Annotated in this window: 21 protein-coding genes and 2 tRNA genes; 12 read left to right on the top strand and 11 right to left on the bottom strand. The window is 68.8% G+C overall.

Annotated elements, in window-relative coordinates; translation table 11 throughout:
* Positions 1-15: 15 nt before the first annotated feature.
* Positions 16-270: a hypothetical protein gene (locus tag O1W71_RS01790; protein WP_269266268.1), complete on the bottom strand. Its 255-nt coding sequence runs from the start codon at positions 268-270 to the stop codon at positions 16-18.
* 116 nt (positions 271-386) lie between these two features.
* Here O1W71_RS01790 and msrA point away from each other — a divergent pair, with 116 nt between their 5' ends.
* The 5 genes from msrA to O1W71_RS01765 all read left to right on the top strand — a co-directional run bounded on the left by msrA (position 387) and on the right by O1W71_RS01765 (position 4,363).
* Entirely contained in the window at positions 387-914 is a 528-nt protein-coding gene (msrA, locus tag O1W71_RS01785; protein WP_269266267.1) for a peptide-methionine (S)-S-oxide reductase MsrA, read from the top strand.
* A 155-nt stretch (positions 915-1,069) separates the two neighbouring features.
* Entirely contained in the window at positions 1,070-1,576 is a 507-nt protein-coding gene (ssb, locus tag O1W71_RS01780; protein ID WP_114589448.1) for a single-stranded DNA-binding protein, read from the top strand.
* 39 nt (positions 1,577-1,615) lie between these two features.
* The gene (locus tag O1W71_RS01775) at positions 1,616-2,107 is read left to right on the top strand and encodes a DUF6993 domain-containing protein (protein ID WP_269266266.1); all 492 of its coding nucleotides are present in this window, start codon (positions 1,616-1,618) and stop codon (positions 2,105-2,107) included.
* A 56-nt stretch (positions 2,108-2,163) separates the two neighbouring features.
* The gene (gene ettA / locus O1W71_RS01770; RefSeq protein ID WP_269266265.1) at positions 2,164-3,843 is read left to right on the top strand and encodes an energy-dependent translational throttle protein EttA; all 1,680 of its coding nucleotides are present in this window, start codon (positions 2,164-2,166) and stop codon (positions 3,841-3,843) included.
* The gene (locus O1W71_RS01765) at positions 3,836-4,363 is read left to right on the top strand and encodes an acyl-CoA thioesterase (RefSeq protein ID WP_269266264.1); all 528 of its coding nucleotides are present in this window, start codon (positions 3,836-3,838) and stop codon (positions 4,361-4,363) included. Before ettA ends, O1W71_RS01765 begins: the two co-directional genes overlap by 8 nt.
* Here the strand turns inward: O1W71_RS01765 and O1W71_RS01760 are convergent.
* Positions 4,341-5,264, bottom strand: coding sequence for an acyl-CoA thioesterase (locus tag O1W71_RS01760; RefSeq protein WP_269266766.1), 924 nt, complete (start codon positions 5,262-5,264; stop codon positions 4,341-4,343). The two genes, O1W71_RS01765 and O1W71_RS01760, sit on opposite strands and share 23 nt — an antisense overlap.
* Positions 5,265-5,308: 44 nt before the next feature.
* Between O1W71_RS01760 and O1W71_RS01755 the strand changes: the two genes are divergently transcribed.
* Positions 5,309-5,983: a hypothetical protein gene (locus O1W71_RS01755; protein ID WP_269266263.1), complete on the top strand. Its 675-nt coding sequence runs from the start codon at positions 5,309-5,311 to the stop codon at positions 5,981-5,983.
* A gap of 1 nt (position 5,984) precedes the next feature.
* Here O1W71_RS01755 and O1W71_RS01750 read toward each other — a convergent pair whose 3' ends face one another.
* The 7 genes from O1W71_RS01750 to pepN form a co-directional block, all read right to left on the bottom strand.
* Positions 5,985-6,455 carry a globin gene (locus O1W71_RS01750; protein WP_269266262.1) on the bottom strand — a complete coding sequence of 157 codons (471 nt, stop codon included), beginning with the start codon at positions 6,453-6,455 and terminating at the stop codon, positions 5,985-5,987.
* Complete coding sequence (locus O1W71_RS01745) at positions 6,452-7,576, bottom strand: mechanosensitive ion channel family protein (RefSeq protein ID WP_269266261.1); 1,125 nt, start codon at positions 7,574-7,576, stop codon at positions 6,452-6,454. The genes O1W71_RS01750 and O1W71_RS01745 overlap by 4 nt, the downstream gene beginning before the upstream one ends.
* A gap of 46 nt (positions 7,577-7,622) precedes the next feature.
* Entirely contained in the window at positions 7,623-8,297 is a 675-nt protein-coding gene (locus O1W71_RS01740) for a response regulator transcription factor (protein WP_269266260.1), read from the bottom strand.
* On the bottom strand, positions 8,287-9,549 hold the full coding sequence (locus tag O1W71_RS01735) for a sensor histidine kinase (RefSeq protein WP_269266259.1): 1,263 nt from the start codon (positions 9,547-9,549) through the stop codon (positions 8,287-8,289). Before O1W71_RS01735 ends, O1W71_RS01740 begins: the two co-directional genes overlap by 11 nt.
* A gap of 10 nt (positions 9,550-9,559) precedes the next feature.
* Positions 9,560-10,372 carry an ABC transporter permease subunit gene (locus tag O1W71_RS01730; protein WP_269266258.1) on the bottom strand — a complete coding sequence of 271 codons (813 nt, stop codon included), beginning with the start codon at positions 10,370-10,372 and terminating at the stop codon, positions 9,560-9,562.
* Positions 10,369-11,283, bottom strand: a complete 915-nt coding sequence (locus tag O1W71_RS01725) for an ABC transporter ATP-binding protein (protein ID WP_112614656.1) — start codon at positions 11,281-11,283, stop codon at positions 10,369-10,371. Before O1W71_RS01725 ends, O1W71_RS01730 begins: the two co-directional genes overlap by 4 nt.
* Positions 11,284-11,391: 108 nt before the next feature.
* Complete coding sequence (gene pepN / locus O1W71_RS01720) at positions 11,392-13,938, bottom strand: aminopeptidase N (protein ID WP_269266257.1); 2,547 nt, start codon at positions 13,936-13,938, stop codon at positions 11,392-11,394.
* A gap of 112 nt (positions 13,939-14,050) precedes the next feature.
* Here pepN and O1W71_RS01715 point away from each other — a divergent pair, with 112 nt between their 5' ends.
* The 4 genes from O1W71_RS01715 to O1W71_RS01700 are packed head-to-tail and all read left to right on the top strand — an operon-like array spanning position 14,051 to position 17,760.
* A complete protein-coding gene (locus O1W71_RS01715) occupies positions 14,051-14,596 on the top strand; it encodes a ribose-5-phosphate isomerase (protein WP_112614660.1) in 546 nt (181 codons plus the stop codon).
* Positions 14,596-15,603, top strand: coding sequence for an Fpg/Nei family DNA glycosylase (locus O1W71_RS01710; protein WP_114589455.1), 1,008 nt, complete (start codon positions 14,596-14,598; stop codon positions 15,601-15,603). Before O1W71_RS01715 ends, O1W71_RS01710 begins: the two co-directional genes overlap by 1 nt.
* A 4-nt stretch (positions 15,604-15,607) precedes the next feature.
* Complete coding sequence (locus tag O1W71_RS01705; protein WP_269266256.1) at positions 15,608-16,261, top strand: FMN-binding negative transcriptional regulator; 654 nt, start codon at positions 15,608-15,610, stop codon at positions 16,259-16,261.
* A complete protein-coding gene (locus O1W71_RS01700) occupies positions 16,258-17,760 on the top strand; it encodes an amidohydrolase (protein ID WP_269266255.1) in 1,503 nt (500 codons plus the stop codon). The genes O1W71_RS01705 and O1W71_RS01700 overlap by 4 nt, the downstream gene beginning before the upstream one ends.
* A gap of 108 nt (positions 17,761-17,868) precedes the next feature.
* Here O1W71_RS01700 and O1W71_RS01695 read toward each other — a convergent pair whose 3' ends face one another.
* Positions 17,869-18,354 (bottom strand): Dps family protein, encoded by a 486-nt coding sequence (locus tag O1W71_RS01695; protein ID WP_269266254.1) that lies wholly within the window; start codon positions 18,352-18,354, stop codon positions 17,869-17,871.
* A gap of 109 nt (positions 18,355-18,463) precedes the next feature.
* Here O1W71_RS01695 and O1W71_RS01690 point away from each other — a divergent pair, with 109 nt between their 5' ends.
* A complete protein-coding gene (locus O1W71_RS01690; protein WP_269266253.1) occupies positions 18,464-19,000 on the top strand; it encodes a gamma carbonic anhydrase family protein in 537 nt (178 codons plus the stop codon).
* A 38-nt stretch (positions 19,001-19,038) separates the two neighbouring features.
* On the opposite strand, the gene O1W71_RS01685 is transcribed toward O1W71_RS01690, so the two are convergent.
* Positions 19,039-19,109, bottom strand: a tRNA-Gly gene (locus O1W71_RS01685).
* 134 nt (positions 19,110-19,243) lie between these two features.
* On the opposite strand from O1W71_RS01685, the gene O1W71_RS01680 reads away from it, so the two are divergent.
* Positions 19,244-19,317, top strand: a tRNA-Pro gene (locus tag O1W71_RS01680).
* Positions 19,318-19,319 lie beyond the last annotated feature (2 nt).

Genomic DNA, 19,319 nt, shown 5'->3' with positions numbered 1-19,319 from the left:
CAGAGCGGGCGAAGGTCAGCGAGAGAGCCGGAGGGTGTCGGACGCCTCATTGATGCGCCAGAATTCGCCGATCGCCCGGAAGGAACGTGACGGCGGGTGGAACCGGAGCGCGCGGAAGCGGTCTCCGGTGGGCGTCTGGACGCGCTCGACGAGGCCCCGGATGTGTCCATCGCCCTCGACGACTCGCCAGCGGTCGGTCCCGATAGCGATGAGCTCGCCGCCCGGCCGCTGTTCCCGGGCCTGGCGGGTGTGGGCCTGCACCAACGTCATGATCTCCTCCTCGCGAACGAGGCTAGAACGGGCCTCGGACATCCGCGGGAACACGCGGCCGGCGCCCGTGGTTGGTTAGGGTGAGACCTCGCGCAAGCGGGAGAACGGAGCTTTCCATGACCACCACCTTCATCCTCGCCGGCGGCTGCTTCTGGTGCCTCGATGCCGCTTATCGTGCGCTCGACGGTGTGTCCGAGGTCGTGTCGGGTTACATCGGCGGGCACATTCCGCACCCGAGCTACGAGGCGGTGTGCACGGGCACGACCGGTCATGCCGAGGCGGTGTCGGTGACGTTCGACCCCGATGTCATCCCGGCCGACGTCATCCTCGATGCGTTCTTCACGATGCACGACCCGCGTCAGCTCAATCGCCAGGGTGCCGATGTCGGCACTCAGTACCGCTCGGCCATGTTCCCGCTCGACGAAGACCAGCGCGAGCTCTTCGCGGCGGCCCGCGACCGCGCCGACGAGATGTGGGGTGGCGGGGTCGTGACGACGATGGAACCCGCCGACACGTTCTACCCGGCCGAGGACTACCACCAGGACTTCTTCGCGAAGAACCCGGGGCAGGGATACTGCCTCGCGGTGGCCGTTCCCAAGGTGAACAAGGTGCGCGCGCGCTTCGCGGAGTACGCCCGCAGCTGACTCCTCCCCAGCGCGATTCGAGGGCGGTTCTGCACCGATGTGCGGAACCGCCCTCGGTGTTCCGGCGCCGGGGCCGAGGCTGGAAGCGCTCCGGCACCCGACGGGCACTCGGGTGTCGGAGCGTCCCACCTTCCGTGCCCTGCTGAGGAGCAGACATGTCAGATCGCATCACCGTCATCGGCAACATCGCCACCGAGCCCGAGCAGCGACGGACGGGTACCGGCATCCCGGTCACGAGCTTCCGTCTCGCGAGCAGCCAGCGCTACCGGGACGCCCAGTCCGGCGAGTGGATCGACGGCACCACCAACTGGTACCGGATCAGCGTGTTCCGTGGGCTCGGAGAGAATGCGTTCGCGTCCCTGCGGAAGGGGCAGCGGGTCATCGTCGACGGGCGGCTGCGGCTGAAGGAGTGGGAAGCCGGCGAGAAACGCGGCATCGAGATCGAGATCGACGCCGACGCGATCGGTCCCGACCTCAAGTGGGGGACTGCGTCGTTCCAACGGAACCCCCGCACGGATGCGGCCGGTCCCGCACGTCCCGGCGGGGCGGCCGATGGCACCGAGGCCGCCGGCGAGAACGCGGCCCACCCCGTGACCACCGACGGCGAGTGGGCCGTCGCTGCGGTGCCCGAGAGGGACCCCGTCGAGCCGACGCCGTTCTGACGCCGCGAGTCGGAGACCGGGGCCGCCTAGAATTCAGACATGCGCTCGCCTCGTCCCCGGTTCACTCGCTCGCTCGTGGGAACGGCCAGCGCTCTCGTCCTCGCCGCATCGCTCGCCGGGTGCTCGATGCTCTTCCCCGAGGAGCCCCCGGCGACATCCACAGCGCCCACGGCGGCACCGACCACCACGGAAGGTCCGGCGCCCCTGTCGCCCGAGAGCACCGCGACTGACAACCTGCCGCTGTTCTCCGAGGTGATGAACCAGGTGGCGGCGTCGCCCGACAGCGTCGCGGGGCGGGCGTACATCGATGCGCTCGTGGCAGCCGGTTTCGACAAGTCGACGATGCAGGTGACGGCCGACCGCACCTCCGTCGACGACCCGGTCGACAGCTTGCAGTTCTCGGTCCTGTGGGCGGGGGAGTGCCTGGTCGGACAGGTGGGTCCATCGACTCCCGCCCCCACGGCGACGGTGTTGCCCGAACTGCCGAGCGGTGGCTGCCTGATCGGCCAGACGCGCCCCATCGACTGGTGAATCGCGGGGTCCGGGCGGGCGAACGCGGCGCCCTCCCGGACTAGACTCGAGACGTTATGGCCGAATACATCTACTCCATGGTCCGCGCCCGCAAGGCCGTCGGCGAGAAGCTCATCCTCGACGACGTCACGATGGCATTCCTTCCCGGTGCCAAGATCGGAATGGTCGGCCCCAACGGTGCCGGTAAGTCGACGATCCTGAAGATCATGGCGGGGCTCGATCAGCCGTCCAACGGTGAGGCGAGGCTCGCGCCGGGCTTCTCGGTGGGCATCCTGATGCAGGAGCCGGAGCTCGACGACACGAAGACCGTGCTCGAGAACATCGAGGCCGGGGTCGCGATCAAGCCGAAGCTCGACCGCTTCAATGAGATCTCCGCGCTCATGGCCGACCCCGACGCCGACTTCGACTCGCTCCTGGCCGAGATGGGCACGCTGCAGGAAGAGATCGACGCGGCCGACGGGTGGGACCTCGACTCTCAGCTGCATCAGGCGATGGAAGCACTTCGCACGCCGCCGGCCGACGCCTCGGTGGCGCCGCTGTCGGGTGGGGAGCGCCGCCGCGTGGCCCTCGCGCGTCTGCTCCTGCAGAAGCCCGACCTGCTCCTCCTCGACGAGCCCACGAACCACCTCGACGCCGAGAGCGTGCTCTGGCTCGAGCAGCACCTTCAGGCTTACAAGGGTGCTGTCATCGCCATCACCCACGACCGGTACTTCCTCGACAATGTCGCCGAGTGGATCGCCGAGGTCGACCGTGGTCGCCTGATCGGCTACGAGGGCAACTATTCGACGTACCTCCAGAAGAAGGCCGAGCGCCTCGACATCCAGGGCAAGAAGGACGCGAAGCTCGCCAAGCGTCTGAAGGACGAGCTCGAGTGGGTGCGGAGCTCTGCCAAGGGGCGTCAGACGAAGTCGAAGGCCCGTCTGGCCCGCTACGAGGAGATGGCGGCAGAGGCCGAGCGCACGCGCAAGCTCGACTTCGAAGAGATCCAGATCCCCGCGGGCCCGCGTCTGGGCAGCGTCGTCATCGACGCGAAGAAGCTTCACAAGGCGTTCGGCGATCGCGTGCTGATCGACGGCCTGAGCTTCAACCTCCCGCCCAACGGCATCGTCGGTGTCATCGGCCCCAACGGCGTCGGAAAGACCACGCTGTTCAAGACCATCGTGGGTCTCGAACCGCTCGACGGCGGAGAGCTGAAGATCGGCGAGACCGTCAAGATCAGCTACGTCGACCAGTCACGCGGCAACATCGATCCGGAGAAGACCCTCTGGGAGGTCGTCTCCGACGGACTGGACATCATCACGGTGGGCAAGACCGAGATCCCCTCGCGGGCCTACGTGTCGAAGTTCGGATTCAAGGGACCTGACCAGCAGAAGAAGGCGGGCGTGCTCTCCGGTGGTGAGCGGAACCGTCTGAACCTCGCCCTCACCCTGAAGGAGGGCGGCAACCTCCTGCTCCTCGACGAGCCGACCAACGACCTCGACGTCGAGACCCTCAGCTCGCTCGAGAACGCGCTGCTGGAGTTCCCCGGCTGCGCGGTCGTCATCACCCACGACCGGTGGTTCCTCGACCGCATCGCGACGCACATCCTCGCGTACGAGGGCACCGAGGAGAACCCGGCGCAGTGGTACTGGTTCGAGGGCAACTTCGAGGCTTACGAGGCGAACAAGATCGAGCGGTTGGGCGCGGATGCCGCGAACCCCGCCAAGTCGACCTACCGCAAGCTCACGCGTGACTGAGCACACGCCGCACACGGTGGCCTCGGTGGTGACAACTGCCGGGGCCACCCGTGTCCGTATCCCCATCCATCTCCGCTGGGGCGACCTCGACGCTCTGGGGCACGTCAACAACACCTCGATGCTCAAGCTGCTGGAAGAAGCGCGCCTGCGCGCCTTCTGGAAGCCCGAGGCAGGGATGTCGGGCCCGACCACGGCCATCCTCGACGCGCTGAGCCTGTCGGCGGAGACGATGACGCTGATCGCGCGGCAGGAGATCGAGTACCTCGCTCCGGTGCCGTACGGCCAGCGCCCGCTCGACGTTCAGCTCTGGATCGGCCGTATCGGCGGTTCGAGCATCGACGTCTGCTACGAGGTCTACAGCCCCCATGAGGACGACCCGCAGACCTGTTACGCCCGCTCGACTGCCGTCGTGGTGATCGTGTCGACCGAGACCGGCCGGCCCGTCCGCCTGACGGATGAGATGCGCCGCGCATGGGCGCCCATCCTCGGGGAGCCGATCACCTACGCTCATCGGCGTTAGGGTCACCAGCATCCGTGGTCGCGGGAACGCGGACCATGATCTCCTGGGCGACGCTGGCGACGAGTGTGCCCGCCCGATCGTAGATCCGCCCGGTCGACAGCCCGCGCCCGCCGCGTGCGCTGGGTGATTCCTGTACGTAAAGCAGCCAGTCATCAACCCGCGCGAAGCGGTGCCACCACATGGCGTGGTCGAGGCTCGCCACCTTGAGGCCGGGCGTCGCCCACGCCAGCCCATGCGCTCGCAGCACGGGCTCCTGGATCGTGAGGTCGCTGAGGAACGCGAGGGCTGCCCGGTGCACCGCGGGGTCGTCGGGCAGGGCAGAGCGGGTGCGAGCCCACACCGCCTGCCGAGGCGTCGCGTCGTTGTCGGGCTGCAGGTAGATCGGCGCCGTGACGTGGCGCAACTCGATGGGGCTGGCGGAGAAGATCCGCCGGCTGAGCGGGTGCATACCGCTCAGCTGTTCCTCCAGAGCGGGGAGGTCTTCGGGCTGCGGCAGACCGTCGGGCATGGGCTCCGCGTGCTCGACGCCGGGATCCTCATCCTCGAACGAAGCGATCATCGAGAAGATCGGCATCCCGTTCTGGAAAGCCTGGGTTCGCCGTGTCGAGAACGACCGACCGTCGTGGATGCGATCGACGGAGAACGTGATGTTCCTCGACGAGTCGCCGGGGCGCAGGAAGTAGCCGTGCATCGAGTGCGGCACGCGTTCGCGCGGCACCGTCCGCATCGCCGCCATCGTCGCCTGTGCGAGCACCTGGCCGCCGAAGACCCGACCCTGGGGCATCACCTGCGACCTGCCGGTGAAGATGTCCTCCGTGGTCCGCGCCTCGCTGGAGGAGAGATCGAGCACGCTGAGCATCGCGGCGACGGGATCCGTCTCTTCCGTGAGGCTGTCGGGCATGGGCTCTGAGCTGTGTGCGGGCATCGGTCGGTAGTCTAGGACGGATGTCCGAGCGCCTCCTGTTCCCGCAGCCCGAGGTGGCCCAAGACGTCCTGACATTCGCGGGCCGTGCAGCCCGCCACGGCGACGGCATCCTTCGGCTGCGCGCTCGTGCCGGCGTCCTGGCGCTCTCGTGCGCGCCCCTGGCACCGCGTTCACTGACCGACGCGACTCCGTTCGTGCTTGCGCTCCGGACGGCTCGCGTCGATCCCGAGCTGGAATGCGACCTGACGATCGACGCGGCTGCGCTCGCACCCGATGGCGATGACGACCGTGCCGTGCGACTTCCCGACAGCGGGGTCGCTGCTTCCTGGGCCGGCGTGTCGCCTCCGCGCTCCGGATGGCGCGAGGCCGGCAGCCTCGACTCCGCTCAGGTGTCGCTCCGGGCGCAGTGGGGGATCGCGGCGGTCGCTCGTCAACTCCCCGCCGGCGCCGGCGATGACGTCGTCCACCTCGTCCGCTCGTCGATCTGGGGAACACCCGACGAGGATCTGGGCGGCCTTCCTCTGGGAGTCGCGTTCGCCGCGGTCGGCCTGGGGTTCATCGCGGGCGCCGAGCACCCGACCATCCGCCGTACCGACGTCTGGACGCGGGTGTCGTTCGCACGGGGCCACGTCCTGACACGGGGGCCGGTCGCGATGGGTCTCACTCCCGTTCGCGCCACGGGAACGCCGCGCTGATTCAGTCCGACGCCGGGGCGTCGGCGGCGGATGCGGGGTGCACGCCCAGCATCGGCCGCCGTGCCGAGCCCTGTGGACCGATGCCGCCCGGCTCGAACGTGTTGACCATGGCGTACGCAGCGCGCTCGAGGTAGTCCCACAGGGTCGCGTCATGGAGCGGGGGCAGCGCGAGCTCGTCGAGTGCCGTGCGCATGTGGCGCAGCCACCGGTCGCGAGCGTCAGGATCTACGTGGAACGGGCGGTGGCGCATTCGCAGCCGAGGATGACCGCGCTCCTCGCCGTAGGTGGTCGGGCCACCCCAGTACTGCTCGAGGAACATCGTGAGCCGGTGCGCCGCCGGCCCCAGGTCGGCCTCGGGATACATCGGCCGCAGCACCTCGTCGGCGGCGACCTCTCGGTAGAAGACATCGACGAGGCGGACGAAGGTCTCGTGACCGCCGACCTCGTCGTAGAAGCTGACCTGGTCGCTCACGGGGTGTCCTTCTGCTGATCCGTTGCGTCGCCGTCACCGGCGGGCGCCTCCTGGGCGTCGGGCGATTGCGTCGACGCCGAGGCCCCCTTGCTGCGCTTCGGCCGCCACTGGGGGCGCGCCTTCACCTGCGGCGGCGCCACCGGCTGGGGCTTGGTCCGCGGCGGGTTCGCGCCTCGGATGCTCTGGGCACCCTCGAAACCGGTGAGGACGGTGGAGTTGAGCTGGGGGAGCGCGACGCCGAGCTCGTCCACGGCATCCTTGAGTCGCGCGCGGAGGGCTCGCGCGACATCGTCCTTGGCGTTGGGCCGCGTCTTGACGACGAGACGGATCACCAACGCGTCGCCGCTGATCGATTCGAGCCCCCACAGTTCGGGCTTCTCGATGATGCGGCTGCGCCACTTCGGTTCGCGCGCGAGATCCTTCGCGGCGTCGATCACGGTCTTCTCGACGACATCGACGTCGGCGTCGGTCGGCACGCCGAGATCGATGATCACGCGCGACCAGCCCTGCGACATGTTCCCGATGCGAGTGATCTCACCGTTGCGAACGAACCACAGCGTCCCGTTGACGTCTCGGACATGCGTGACACGGACGCTGACGTACTCGACGATGCCCGTGGCGAGTCCGAGGTCGACGACGTCGCCGATGCCGATCTGGTCCTCGGCCACGATGAACATCCCGTTCAGGACGTCTTTGACGATGTTCTGAGCACCGAAACCGAGACCGGCGCCGATCGCGGCCGACAGCAGGGTGAACGACCCGAGGATGTCGGGGCTGAGAACGCCCACGATCATCAGCAGGGCAACGATGACGATCGTCACGTTGACGATGTTGGTCAGGATCGACCCGAGTGTGCGGGTCCGCTGGACGATACGCACCTGTGCGAGCGGCGACATGTCGATCGCTCGCGTGTCCTCGGCCTCGGCCCGCGTCTTCGCACCGCGCACGATGCGGTCGACGATGCGGGCGATCAGGCGGCGCATCAACCAGGAGAGCGCGAAGGCGCCGAGGATGATGCCCGCGACCGCGACGATGTTCCATCCCGCGTCGGTGAGGAACTTCCAGAACTCCTCGGCGGGGAACTCCCAGGCGAGCGGGACGGCGGTGGTCACGGTGGTCATCGATCCGATTTTACCGAGCGGCACCACGACATTTCCGAGAGAGCCATCAGGCATCGAGGCCGGGCTCGGCGAGCCCGTGCGCGATCAGCACGGCGTGCACGCGATCTCGCGCGGGCAGCTTCGTCAGGATGCGGCCGACGTGCGTCTTGACCGTGGACTCGCTGAGGAAGAGCTCACCGGCGATCTCCAAATTCGTCAGTCCTCGCGCCATGGCAGCCAGCACATCCGCCTCCCGCGCCGTCAGAACGGCCGGGGTGACGGGCTGCGGAGCGGGCAACCCGGTCGCGGTCACGAGCTCGATCATGCGACGGGTGATCCGCGGAGCGAGCGTCGCCTCGCCTGCGGCGACGGCGCGGACGGCAGCGACGAGCTCATCGCGTCGCGCATCCTTCAGGAGAAAGCCGCCGGCGCCGGCGCGGAGCGCCCCGAACGCATACTCGTCGAGGTCGAACGTCGTGAGCACCAGCACGGCGACGGTCGGATGCTCGCCCCGGATGCGAGCGGTGGCTTGGATGCCGTCGACCACCGGCATGCGCACATCCATCAATACGACGTCGGGCGACGACTCGGAGACGGCGCGGAGGGCGGCCGCGCCATCGGCTGCCTCGCCGACGACTTCGATGCCGTCAGCGGCGTCGAGCACCATCCGGAAGCCGAGGCGGATGAGCTGCTGGTCGTCGACGATCAGCACGCGGATCGGCGAAGCGGGATCAGCGGTCATTATTCTCCTGTTCGAGGGGGATGACGGCGTGCACGCGCCACCCACGGCCCGATCCCGGTCCCGCGGTCACCGCTCCGCCCGCCAGGACCACGCGCTCTCGGAGCCCACGCAGGCCGTACCCCGATGACGACGTCGTCGAGGAAGCGACCGGCTCGCCGTCGTCGACGATATCGACCTCGACTGCGTGAGGACGGTAACCCACCCGCACGTCGATCCGTTCGGCACCGCGTGCGTGGCGCATCGCGTTCGTGACGCCTTCCTGCACGATGCGCGAGATCGCGAGTTGCACCGCGCTGCTGAGCTCCGGCCTGTCGCCGGAGATGGTCAGAGTCGCGTCGAACCCGGCGGCGCGCGCGGAATCGACCGTGTCCGCGGTCGTGTCGCGTGCCAGCGGGGCGAGCGGAGCGGCGTCGTCCTCGCGGAGGATGCCGAGGGTCGCGCGCATGTCGCTGAGGGCTTCGCGCCCCGTCGATGCGATGGCGGTGGCGCCGGGGCGGGCGCGATCGATGTCGCTCGATGCGGCGACGCCCTCGGCCAGGGCGACCATCACCGTCAGCGAGTGAGCGACGATGTCGTGGAGCTCCCGGGCGATCCGGTCGCGTTCCGAGGCCGCGGCGAGGCGCGCCTGCTGATCGCGTTCGACGACGAGCTGGCGCGACCGGTCGATGAGAGCGGCGACGTAACGGTGTCGGTTGCCGACATTCGTGCCGATGAGGGCCCCGATGAGCGCGCTCAGGCCCTCGCCGACCAGCGCGTTCCAGGCGATCATCGGGCCGATCACTCCGGTGAACGCGAGGCCGGCCACCGATGCGGCGAGAACGCCGAACGCGACGGTGACTCCGATCAGGCAGGCCCGAGCACTCCGATGGACGGCGAGGGTGTACGCCGCGATGCCGAGCATCGGCCCACCGGTCGGCGCGGGGGCAAGAAGATACGCGAACGCGACCGTCACGGCCCCGACGAACACGAGCGTCGGGTAGCGCCTGCGCACGAGGAGCGAGGCGCACCCGAGCACGACAACGACCATGACGATAGGAGCCGTGGTGGCCCAGAGCCGGCCGACACCGACCGCGTCGTCGATGCGATCGGTGAAGCTCGTCGCCGGGACGAGCGAGAAGGTCAGGCAGATGAGCGCGGTGAGGATGTCGGCGAAGACCGGGTGCCGCCCCCAGAACCGCCGGAGGAATCCGGGCGGACGCGGAAGCCGCAGCTCATCGTCGGGCGACGATGAGCCACGGCTTCCGGGAGACACTCCTCGTACCCTACGCGTCGGTCGCGCGGAGGATCGCCCAGCCGCCGAGCAGCGTCGCGGTCGGCCACGCGAGCAGCGTGATGAGGCCCGTGACGAAGTCGTCGGAACCGGGCGAGGTCACCGTCTGCGCTGCGCTCGCGGGCAGGTACTGGCCCAGGTCGACGATCCACGCCCACGATTCCCCACCGAAGGCGAACAGGCTCAGGACGATCGGCATGACGAACAGGATGCCGACGGTCGCGGCGATGGCACCTGCGCCGTTGCGGATGATGAAGCCCCATCCGAGTCCGAGCAGGGCGAACGTGGCCATCGCCAGAACACCGAGGACGAGGGGGAGCACCGACGATTCCGCGTCCGTCCAGTCGATGGCACGGTCGCCGAAGATCGGCGCGGAGGCGACGACCGAGACGATCGTGGTGACGACCGTCGTGGCGGCGAGCAGCAGTGCGACCACGACCGCCTTCGCGACGAGCACGGCACCGCGTCGTGGCTCGGCGGTCAGGGTCGATCGGATCATGCCGGTCGAGTATTCGCCGGTGATCGCCATGGCACCGAGGATGCCCGCCACCAGCATCGTGAACTGCATCGGAGCGACGATCGCACCGACCGGGTTGAAGTCGCCGCCGAAATCCTGCGAAGCCCACGCCATGAGCAGCGAGATGCCGATAGCCAGGACGGCCGTGACTCCCAGCGACCACCAGGTGGAGCGCAACGAGAGCAGCTTGATGGTCTCGCTGCGGACAAGGCGACCGAACGACAGTCGCGCGTTCGACGGCGTGGCGCGCGCCGGCGCGGGGGTCTGCACGGTGGTGGTGGCGGTCATCGCACCGCTCCCTTCGTCTGGTATTCGACCGACCCCTCGGTGAGGGCGAGGTAGGCGTCTTCGAGCGATCCCACGCGCGGTGTGAGCTCGTGAAGCGGGATGCCGTGCGCGGCTGCGGTGTCGCCGATCGCGGCCGCGCTCAGGCCGGCGACCTGCAGGAGTCCCGGCTCGCCCGTCGTCACCGCGACGTCGGGGCCGGCGATGAGGCGGGTGAGTTCGTCGGCCCGCGGGGTGCGGACGACGACAGTGTTGCTCGTCCACGAGCGGACCAGATCGTCGATGCCGGCATCAGCCAGCACGCGGCCTCGGCCGAGCACGATCACGTGGTCGGCGGTGAGGGCCATCTCGCTCATGAGGTGGCTCGAGAGCAGTACCGTCCGCCCTTGCGCCGCCTGACCGCGGACGAACTGCCGGACCCAGCGAACGCCCTCGGGGTCGAGACCGTTCACCGGCTCATCGAGGATCAGGGTCTGCGGATCACCGAGGAGCGCGGCTGCGATGCCCAGGCGCTGCCCCATGCCGAGCGAGAACTTGCCGGCGCGCTTGCCCGCTACCGAGCCGAGGCCGGTGATCTCGATCACCTCATCGACGCGGGAGCGGGGGATGCCGTGGGTCGCCGCCATCGCGCGCAGGTGGTTGCGCGCGCTGCGGCCGGTGTGGACGGCCTTCGCGTCGAGGAGGATGCCGACCTCGGTGAGCGGTGACCGCAGCGAGCGGTAGTCGCGGCCGTCGATGGTGACGCGCCCGGACGACGGCCGGTCGAGGCCGACGATCATCCGCATCGTGGTGGATTTGCCGGCGCCGTTGGGACCCAGGAAGCCGGTCACCTTGCCCGACTGCACGGTGAAGCTCACCCCGTCGACGGCCGTCTTGTCTCCGTACCTCTTCGTGAGGCCTTCTGCAACGATCATGCGCCCCACGCTATCGACGGGCGCATCCCGCTGTCGTCCGCCGGGAGTGCCGAGAATGCTGATGGGCGTCGTACCGGAGTACGACGCCCGTCAGCATTGCGGATGACGTCAGTCCTGCGCGTCGCGCTCCTGCACGGCGAGCGCCCGCTCGACGCCCGCGAGGTTCTCGGCGACAAGTCGGCGGAGTGCAGCCGGAGCCTCGGTGTTCTCCGAGAGCCACGCGCGGGTCGCATCGCGCAGCTCGGCGTTGGCGAGAGCAGCCGGGTAGAGGCCGACGATGAGGTACTGGGCGATCTGGTAGGTGCGCGACTCCCAGATCGGCAGCAGCATCCGGAAGTACTCGTCGACGAAGGCGCCGAGGTGCGCCACGCCCGTCGGGTGGGTGAAGCCGGCAGCCGCCGAACGTACGACGGTGTTGGGCAGATCGTCGTTCTCGATGAGCGATGCCCACGCGGTCTTCTTCGCGTCGGCCGTCGGGAGCGCCGCCCGGGCCTGCGCCGCGAATTCGCCGCCCTTCGCGGTGTTGTCGGCCGCCAGTGCGGCGTCGATGTCCCCCGCCGAGACGGCGCCCGACGCAGCGAGGGAGACGAGGAGCGCCCAGGAGAGGTCGGCGTCGATCTCCAGCCCCGGGAGCACGGTGTCGCCCGATCGCAGGGCGCGGACGACGTCGGCGTGGGCGTCGGTCGATGCGGCCGACGCGAAGGCGGTCACGAACTGCAGCTGGCTGTCGCTGCCCGCCTCGGCCTGCTGAGCGAGTTCCCACAGCCCGTCGGCGACGCGGGCACGCGCGGCATCCCGGGTCTGCGGATCGACGTAGGAGTTCGCTGCGAGCTGCAGCTGACCGAGCGTCGTGCGCACCGTGGTGGACTCGGTCTCGGTGCCGATGTTGCGGAGCACCAGGTCGATGTAATCGGTCGCTGATGCTTCGGCGTCGCGGGTCTGGTCCCACGCGGCGCCCCACACCAGGGACCGCGCGAGCGGGTCGCTGATCTTGGCGAGGTGCTCAACCGCCGTACGGAGCGAGCGCTCGTCGAGGCGGATCTTGGCGTACGCGAGGTCCTCGTCGTTCAGGAGGACCAGGTCGGGCTGCGCGCGACCCTTCAGCTCCGGCACCTCCGTCAGATCGCCGTCCACGTCGAGCTCGACGTGGTGCGTGCGCACCAGCGTGCCGCCCTGGAGGGAGTAGAAGCCGACGCCGAGGCGGTGCGGACGGATGGTCGGGTAGTCGGCGGGTGCCGTCTGGACGATGGCGAAGCGGGTGATGGTCCCGTCGGCATCCGTGACGATCTCCGGTTCGAGCGTGTTCACGCCGGCCGTCTCGAGCCACTTCTTCGACCAGGTCTCGAGCTCGCGACCGCTCGTGGCCTCGAGTTCGACGAGAAGATCGGAGAGCTCCGTGTTGCCCCACGCGTGCTTCTGGAAGTACGCCGAGACGCCGGCGAAGAACGCTTCGACGCCGACCCACGCGGCGAGCTGCTTGAGCACCGAGCCGCCCTTGGCGTACGTGATGCCGTCGAAGTTGACCTGGACATCCTCGAGGTCGTTGATGCGGGCGACGACCGGGTGCGTCGACGGAAGCTGATCCTGGCGGTAGGCCCAGGTCTTCTCCATCGCATTGAAGGTCGTCCAGGCCTCGGTCCACTCGGTCGCCTCGGCCGTCGCGATCGTCGACGCCCATTCGGCGAACGACTCGTTGAGCCAGAGGTCGTTCCACCACTTCATCGTGACGAGGTCGCCGAACCACATGTGGGCGAGCTCGTGAAGGATGGTCACGACCCGACGTTCCTTCACCGCGTCGGTGACCTTGGAACGGAAGACGTAGGTCTCGGTGAAGGTCACGGCGCCCGCGTTCTCCATGGCGCCGGCGTTGAACTCCGGCACGAAGAGCTGGTCGTACTTCGCGAAGGGGTAGGGGACGCCGAACTTCTCCTCGAAGTAGGCGAAGCCCTGACGTGTCTTCTCGAAGACGTAGTCGGCGTCGAGGTACTGCCACAGGCTCTTGCGCGCGTAGACGCCGAGGGAGATCACGCGCCCGTCGGCGCTCGTGAGCTCGGAGAAGACCTGCTCATACGGGCCCGCGACGAGGGCGGTGATGTACGAGGAGATCCGGGGAGTCGGCTCGAAGGCCCACGTGGCCGTCCCGCCGTCGCCGGGCACGGGCTCGGGTGTGGGGGAGTTGGAGACGACCTTCCACTCGGCGGGGGCCGTGATCGTGAAGCGGAACTCTGCCTTGAGGTCGGGCTGCTCGAACACCGCGAAGACACGACGCGAATCCGGAACCTCGAACTGCGAGTACAGGTAGACCTCGCCGTCGACGGGGTCGACGAAGCGGTGCAGGCCCTCGCCGGTGTTCGTGTAGAGGCAGTCCGCATCGACGATGAGCTCGTTCTGCGCCGCGAGACCGTCGAGTGCGATGCGGGAATCGCTGAATGCCGAGGGGTCGATCGCCCGGCCGTTGAGGGTGATCTCCCGGACATCGCGTGCGATCAGATCGACGAAGGTCGAAGCGCCCTCGGCGGCGGCGAAACGGATGACCGTGCGCGAGCGGAAGACCTCCGCGCCGACGGTCAGATCGAGGGCGATGTCGTAGCTCTGCGTGTCGACGATCGCGCGGCGCTCCTGCGCCTCGATGCGGGTGAGGTTCTCTCCAGGCACGTGCGTTCTGCTCCCAGGGTCGGGGTGAGGATTCGGGGCCGCGCGCTGCTGGCGCCGACGGCAACCGTGCCAGCCTACGCTTTCGGGGCTCGCACGTTCATAGGATGGTGCCATGCGCATCCATATCGCGACCGACCACGCCGGTCTCGAGTTCTCCACTCAGCTCCAGCACCACCTCGCCGAAGCGGGTCACGATGTCGTCGACCACGGCCCGATCGAGTACGACCCGGTAGACGACTACCCCGCGTTCTGCATCCGTGCGGCGGAGGCCGTCGTCCGGGATCAGCAGGCGGGCGTCGAGGCGCTCGGCGTCGTCTTCGGCGGGTCCGGCAACGGCGAGCAGATGGCGGCGAACAAGGTGCATGGTGCACGCGCAGCACTCGTCTGGAACATCCCGACGGCCGAGCTCGCGCGGGAGCACAACGACGCCAATGTCATCGCCATCGGCGCGCGCCAGCACACGTTCGACGAGGCGGTCACCTTCATCGACCGCTTCATCGCGACGCCCTTCAGCGGGGAAGAGCGCCACGCGCGACGTATCGCCCAGCTCGCCGCCTACGAAGCCGACGGCAGCCTGCTGCCCGATCCGCGCGCGGTCGACGGCGGCACCACGTCGCCGCTGCCGGCAACCGACTCGTTCGATCCGGAAGCGGGCTGATGCCCGAGGGCCATTCCGTCCACCGGATCGCCCGCCAGTTCGAGCGCAACGTCGTCGGCCGCGTCGTCGCCGCGTCGAGCCCGCAAGGGCGGTTCGTCGAGGGCGCGGCGGTGCTCGACGGTCGCGAGGCGATCGAGGCGCGGGCGGTCGGCAAGCAGATGTTCCTCGCGTTCGAGGACGACGTCTGGTTGCGCGTCCACCTGGGGATGTATGGCGCGTGGGATTTCGCCGGCGAGATCGTCGTCGACCCCACGATCGCGTCCGCGAACGGGCGGATGGGACACACGAATCAGCGCGGCACCGAGATCGCGCCGATCTACGACGCCGCCGGAGAGAACTCCCTCAGCTCGATCGGTGCGCCGCGACGAGCCCGCGGACGAGTCCGCATGAGCGAACAGACCACGGGGCTCGGTGACGACGGTGCTGCCGAAGACGGGGGATGGCCGCCGCCCGTCGTCGGTCAGGTGCGCCTGCGCCTGCTCACCGACGTGACCTGTGCCGACCTTCGCGGACCGACCGCCTGTCAGCTGCAGACACCGGAAGAGGTTCAGGCGACGATCGCGAAGCTCGGGCCCGATCCGCTCGTGGATGACGTGACGGAGGGCGAGGAGCGATTCGCCGCGACCGTCCGCCGCAAGCCGACGGCGATCGGTCTGCTTCTCATGGACCAGAGCGTGGTCAGCGGAATCGGCAACGTCTATCGCGCGGAGATGCTGTTCCGCGCACGCCTGAACCCGCACACGCCGGGCCGCGACGTGCCGGAGGAGACCGTCCGAGAGCTCTGGCGCGACTGGGTACGGCTCCTCGCGATCGGCGTCGAGACGGGGCAGATGATGACGATGGACGATCTCGATCCCGAGGCATGGCGCCGGGCGATGGCTCATCGTGACGACCGGCACTGGGTGTATCACCGGGCGGGCCTGCCCTGCCGCGTGTGCGGAACGTCGATCGTCCTCGAGGAGATGGCGTCACGCAAGTTGTACTGGTGCCCGAACTGCCAGAGGTGAGCGCATGAGACAGAATCCCAGCTTCGCGATGACGGATGTCGTCGAGCTGCGCCGTGTGATCGACGAGAACCCGTGGGTCACGATCGTCAGTGCGGGCACCGACGGACTCGTCGCGTCGCACTACGCCGTGCTCCTCGACGACGAACGCGACGACCTCACGATCGTGGGGCACGTCGGGCGCCCGGATGACGTGATCCACGGCCTCGGTGAGAGCGAGATGCTCGTCGTGGTCCAGGGGCCGCACGGGTACGTGTCGCCTCAGTGGTACGGCGACGTGCCTGCCGTCCCCACCTGGAACTACGTCTCGGTTCATCTCTCCGGCGTGCCCGAGATCCTCGCGCCGGAAGAGAACCTGCGTGTGCTCGAGCGCCTCGTCGACCGGTTCGAGTCGGGCCTGGGTGCGCCACGGGGCATGTGGGCCGCGCCGAACGATGAGGACTTCGTCCGGCGTCTCGAGCGGGGGACCGTCGGATTCCGTCTCTCACCGGCCCGAGTCGAGGCTAAACGCAAGCTCAGCCAGAATCGGCCGGATGCCGTGGTCGACACCATCATCGGCGAGCTCGAGCAGGCCGCCACACCGTATGCCGACCCCCGGCTGGCGACGGAGATGCGCCGGGCTCACGAGGCGATGCGCGCCGCCCGCGAGGATCGGTCGTGAACCTCGCAGCGCCGGGCGAGACAGTGGACATCATCGCGGACGTCCGACTGACCGGCCCGGGGCGCACGGATCCGTTCGGTGCCGATCTGGTCGACGTGCACGTCGCGGGTGATGTCGTGGTCGACATCGCGCCTGCGGGCGCCCTCCCGCGACGCGGGGTCGTTCTCGACGGTGGTGGGGGCTGGCTGATCCCCGGACTCTGGGACCACCACGTTCACACCGTGCAGTGGGCCCTGGCGGCGCGCCGCGTCGACCTCGAGGGCATCGTGAGCGCCGCCGAGGCGGCGGCGGTCATGGGTCGAGCGGGACTGGAGCTCGACGGTCGCCGCGTCGGCTCGGGTTTCCGCGACGCGCTCTGGCCTGATCGGCCCTCGCTCGCACTGCTCGACGCGACCACGGGCGACGCGCCCACCTATCTGATCAACTCCGATGTCCACAGCGTCTGGCTCAACAGCGCCGCGCTCCGGCGTGAGGGGATGTCGGCGGCCGACGGGGTGCTGCGCGAGGAGCCCGCGTTCGAGATCTCCCGCCGCCTGAACGCCCTCGACACGGCGGTCGCGGATGCCGCGGTGATCGAGGCGATGTCCGCGGCATCCGCCCGCGGCGTGGTCGGCATCGTCGACCTGGACATGGCATGGAACGCGGAGGCCTGGGATCGCAGGCTGGCTCGCGGATACGACGCGGTGCGCGTGTCGTTCGGCGTCTACGCCAGCATGCTGGATCGAGCGATTTCAGCGGGACTGCAGACCGGCGACGCGATAGATCCGGCGGGGCTCGTGCGGATGGGGCCATTCAAGGTCATCACCGACGGCTCACTCGGCACCCGGACGGCGGCGTGCTCGCACCACTATCCGAACGCCGAGCACGACTTCGGAGTCATGACCGTGCCGCCTGCCGAGCTCGTCGAGCTGATGCGGCGCGCAACGGGGGCCGGCATCTCCTGCGCGGTGCACGCGATCGGCGACGTCGCGAACTCGCACGCCCTCGACGCCTTCGCGATGACGGGAGCCACCGGGACCATCGAGCACGCTCAGCTCGTCGCTCACGCCGACATCCCGCGGTTCGCCCGCCTCGGCATCGGCGCGAGTGTGCAGCCCTCGCATGCCGTCGATGATCGCGACATGGCGGAGGAGTTCTGGGCGGGGCAGACGGCCGTCGGCTACCCGATGCGGGAGCTCGTCGACGCCGGAGCCAACCTGCTGCTCGGTTCGGACGCGCCGGTGGCCCGTCTCGATCCCTGGACCACGATGTCGGATGCGGTGTTCCGTACGCGTGACGAGCGCGAGCCCTGGCGTCCGCATCAGCGAATCCCGGCTGCAGTCGCCCTCGCAGCCTCAACGGCGGGTGGGTCGCAGACCGGCTCGGCGATCGCGCCGGGGGACATCGCGGATCTGGCCATCGTCGACCGTGACCCTCTCGCCGCCGACACGCCCGGAACTCTGCGCGGAACCGGCGTGACGGCGACCCTCCTCGGCGGCCGGATCACGCACATCGGTTGAGTCGCGTTCTTCGGGGCACGCGTCCCGGGAAGGCGAAACGGGACGGTGATCGGTGGGGAAGCGTCCAGCTGCCCTCGTCCCGATCACCGCCCCGTTCGGCGCTGAGGATTACTCGGCGAGGTGTGCGAGGAGGAACCAGCGATCCTTGTCGACGCCGCGCTTGATCTCGATCGCGACGTCCTGGCTCGTGAGGTCGACCTCGTCGAGACCGTCGATGGCGTTCTGAAGGTCGACGAGCACCCCGTCGATGTCGGAGACGATGGCCTTGATCTCGTCCTGCCACTGCGCGAACCCGGCGGGCACGGCGGTGCTGGTCTTCTCGGCCATGGTCGAGACGCGCGAGTCGACGGGCAGGCCGAGGGCGACGATGCGCTCAGCGGCGGTGTCGGCGTAGTCCTGGGCGTGGGCGACCACCGTGTCGAGCAACTCGTGGATCGCGATGAAATTCGAGCCGCGGACGTTCCAGTGCGCCTGCTTGCCGTTGACGACGAGCGCCTGCATCTTGTGCACGACCGGGGTGAGGAACTGCGCGGCAGCGGCGGCGACCTCGGGGTCGGCGGTGAGGGCGGGAGTGGTGATGTTGGTGTCGGTCATGTCTGCGCTCCTTCTGGCAGGTCGTGGCCTGCATCTGTGCAAACGCTACTCACGCCGGAACATTCCGCAAGCAAGAGAAGGCTGGGCTCACCAGGGGTAACGTGAGGCCATGCCCGTCGCCTCGTCCGCATCCCTCGTGTCTCTCGGAGAGTCTCGGCCCCGCCTGCATCCGACGGTGTTCGTCGCGGACGGGGCGCGACTGGTCGGTGACGTGGTCATCGGCGAGATGTCGAGCGTCTGGTACAACGCGGTGATCCGCGGTGATCGGTCGCGCATCGTGATCGGAGATCGCAGCAACGTCCAGGACGGCGTCGTGATCCACGTCGACGCGGGGTCGCCCGCGAAGATCGGCGACGACGTCTCGATCGGCCACAACGCCGTCGTCCACGGGTGCACGGTGGAGGACGGCTGCCTCATCGGGATGAACAGCACGATCCTCAGCGGTGCGGTGATCGGAGCCGGATCTCTCGTCGCCGGGGGAGCGGTCGTGCTCGAGGGAACCGTGATCCCCGCCGGTTCCCTCGTCGCCGGGGTGCCGGCGAAGGTCCGCCGGGCGCTCACGGAGGACGAACGGGGCGGGCTTCACGGGAACGCCGCGACATACCTGCAGCTGGCCACCGATCACGGCGCCCGTTGCGCTGAATGAAAAGCTCCTCCGCATACGAAGACGAGGAGGAGCATCGGAGGGGCTGACGAGAATCGAACTCGCATCATCTGTTTGGAAGACAGAGGCTTTACCACTAAGCTACAGCCCCGCATCCGACCTGGATCGGATGTGGATCGCCCTCACGCTGAGAACCATGTCCAGCGCTGGCAACTCGAACAGTCTAGCGGACTCCGTCGGCTAGACTGACCACGGCCGTTTTCCGACGCACGTGTGCTGCGCGCCCGGGGCGTAGCTCAGCTTGGTAGAGCGCCCGCTTTGGGAGCGGGAGGCCGCAGGTTCAAATCCTGTCGCCCCGACA

This window comes from Microbacterium sp. H37-C3, from assembly GCF_027157935.1.
Taxonomy (GTDB): Bacteria; Actinomycetota; Actinomycetes; order Actinomycetales; family Microbacteriaceae; genus Microbacterium; species Microbacterium plantarum.
This window is presented reverse-complemented; position numbering and strand designations above follow the sequence as displayed.

Coding starts and splice junctions, on each gene's coding strand:
- O1W71_RS01790 (WP_269266268.1), bottom strand. CDS start 270: ATGACGTTGGTGCAGGCCCACACCCGCCAGGCCCGGGAACAGCGGCCG.
- msrA (WP_269266267.1), top strand. CDS start 387: ATGACCACCACCTTCATCCTCGCCGGCGGCTGCTTCTGGTGCCTCGAT.
- ssb (WP_114589448.1), top strand. CDS start 1,070: ATGTCAGATCGCATCACCGTCATCGGCAACATCGCCACCGAGCCCGAG.
- O1W71_RS01775 (WP_269266266.1), top strand. CDS start 1,616: ATGCGCTCGCCTCGTCCCCGGTTCACTCGCTCGCTCGTGGGAACGGCC.
- ettA (WP_269266265.1), top strand. CDS start 2,164: ATGGCCGAATACATCTACTCCATGGTCCGCGCCCGCAAGGCCGTCGGC.
- O1W71_RS01760 (WP_269266766.1), bottom strand. CDS start 5,264: ATGCCCGACAGCCTCACGGAAGAGACGGATCCCGTCGCCGCGATGCTC.
- O1W71_RS01755 (WP_269266263.1), top strand. CDS start 5,309: ATGTCCGAGCGCCTCCTGTTCCCGCAGCCCGAGGTGGCCCAAGACGTC.
- O1W71_RS01745 (WP_269266261.1), bottom strand. CDS start 7,576: ATGACCACCGTGACCACCGCCGTCCCGCTCGCCTGGGAGTTCCCCGCC.
- O1W71_RS01740 (WP_269266260.1), bottom strand. CDS start 8,297: ATGACCGCTGATCCCGCTTCGCCGATCCGCGTGCTGATCGTCGACGAC.
- O1W71_RS01730 (WP_269266258.1), bottom strand. CDS start 10,372: ATGACCGCCACCACCACCGTGCAGACCCCCGCGCCGGCGCGCGCCACG.
- O1W71_RS01725 (WP_112614656.1), bottom strand. CDS start 11,283: ATGATCGTTGCAGAAGGCCTCACGAAGAGGTACGGAGACAAGACGGCC.
- O1W71_RS01715 (WP_112614660.1), top strand. CDS start 14,051: ATGCGCATCCATATCGCGACCGACCACGCCGGTCTCGAGTTCTCCACT.
- O1W71_RS01710 (WP_114589455.1), top strand. CDS start 14,596: ATGCCCGAGGGCCATTCCGTCCACCGGATCGCCCGCCAGTTCGAGCGC.
- O1W71_RS01705 (WP_269266256.1), top strand. CDS start 15,608: ATGAGACAGAATCCCAGCTTCGCGATGACGGATGTCGTCGAGCTGCGC.
- O1W71_RS01695 (WP_269266254.1), bottom strand. CDS start 18,354: ATGACCGACACCAACATCACCACTCCCGCCCTCACCGCCGACCCCGAG.
- O1W71_RS01690 (WP_269266253.1), top strand. CDS start 18,464: ATGCCCGTCGCCTCGTCCGCATCCCTCGTGTCTCTCGGAGAGTCTCGG.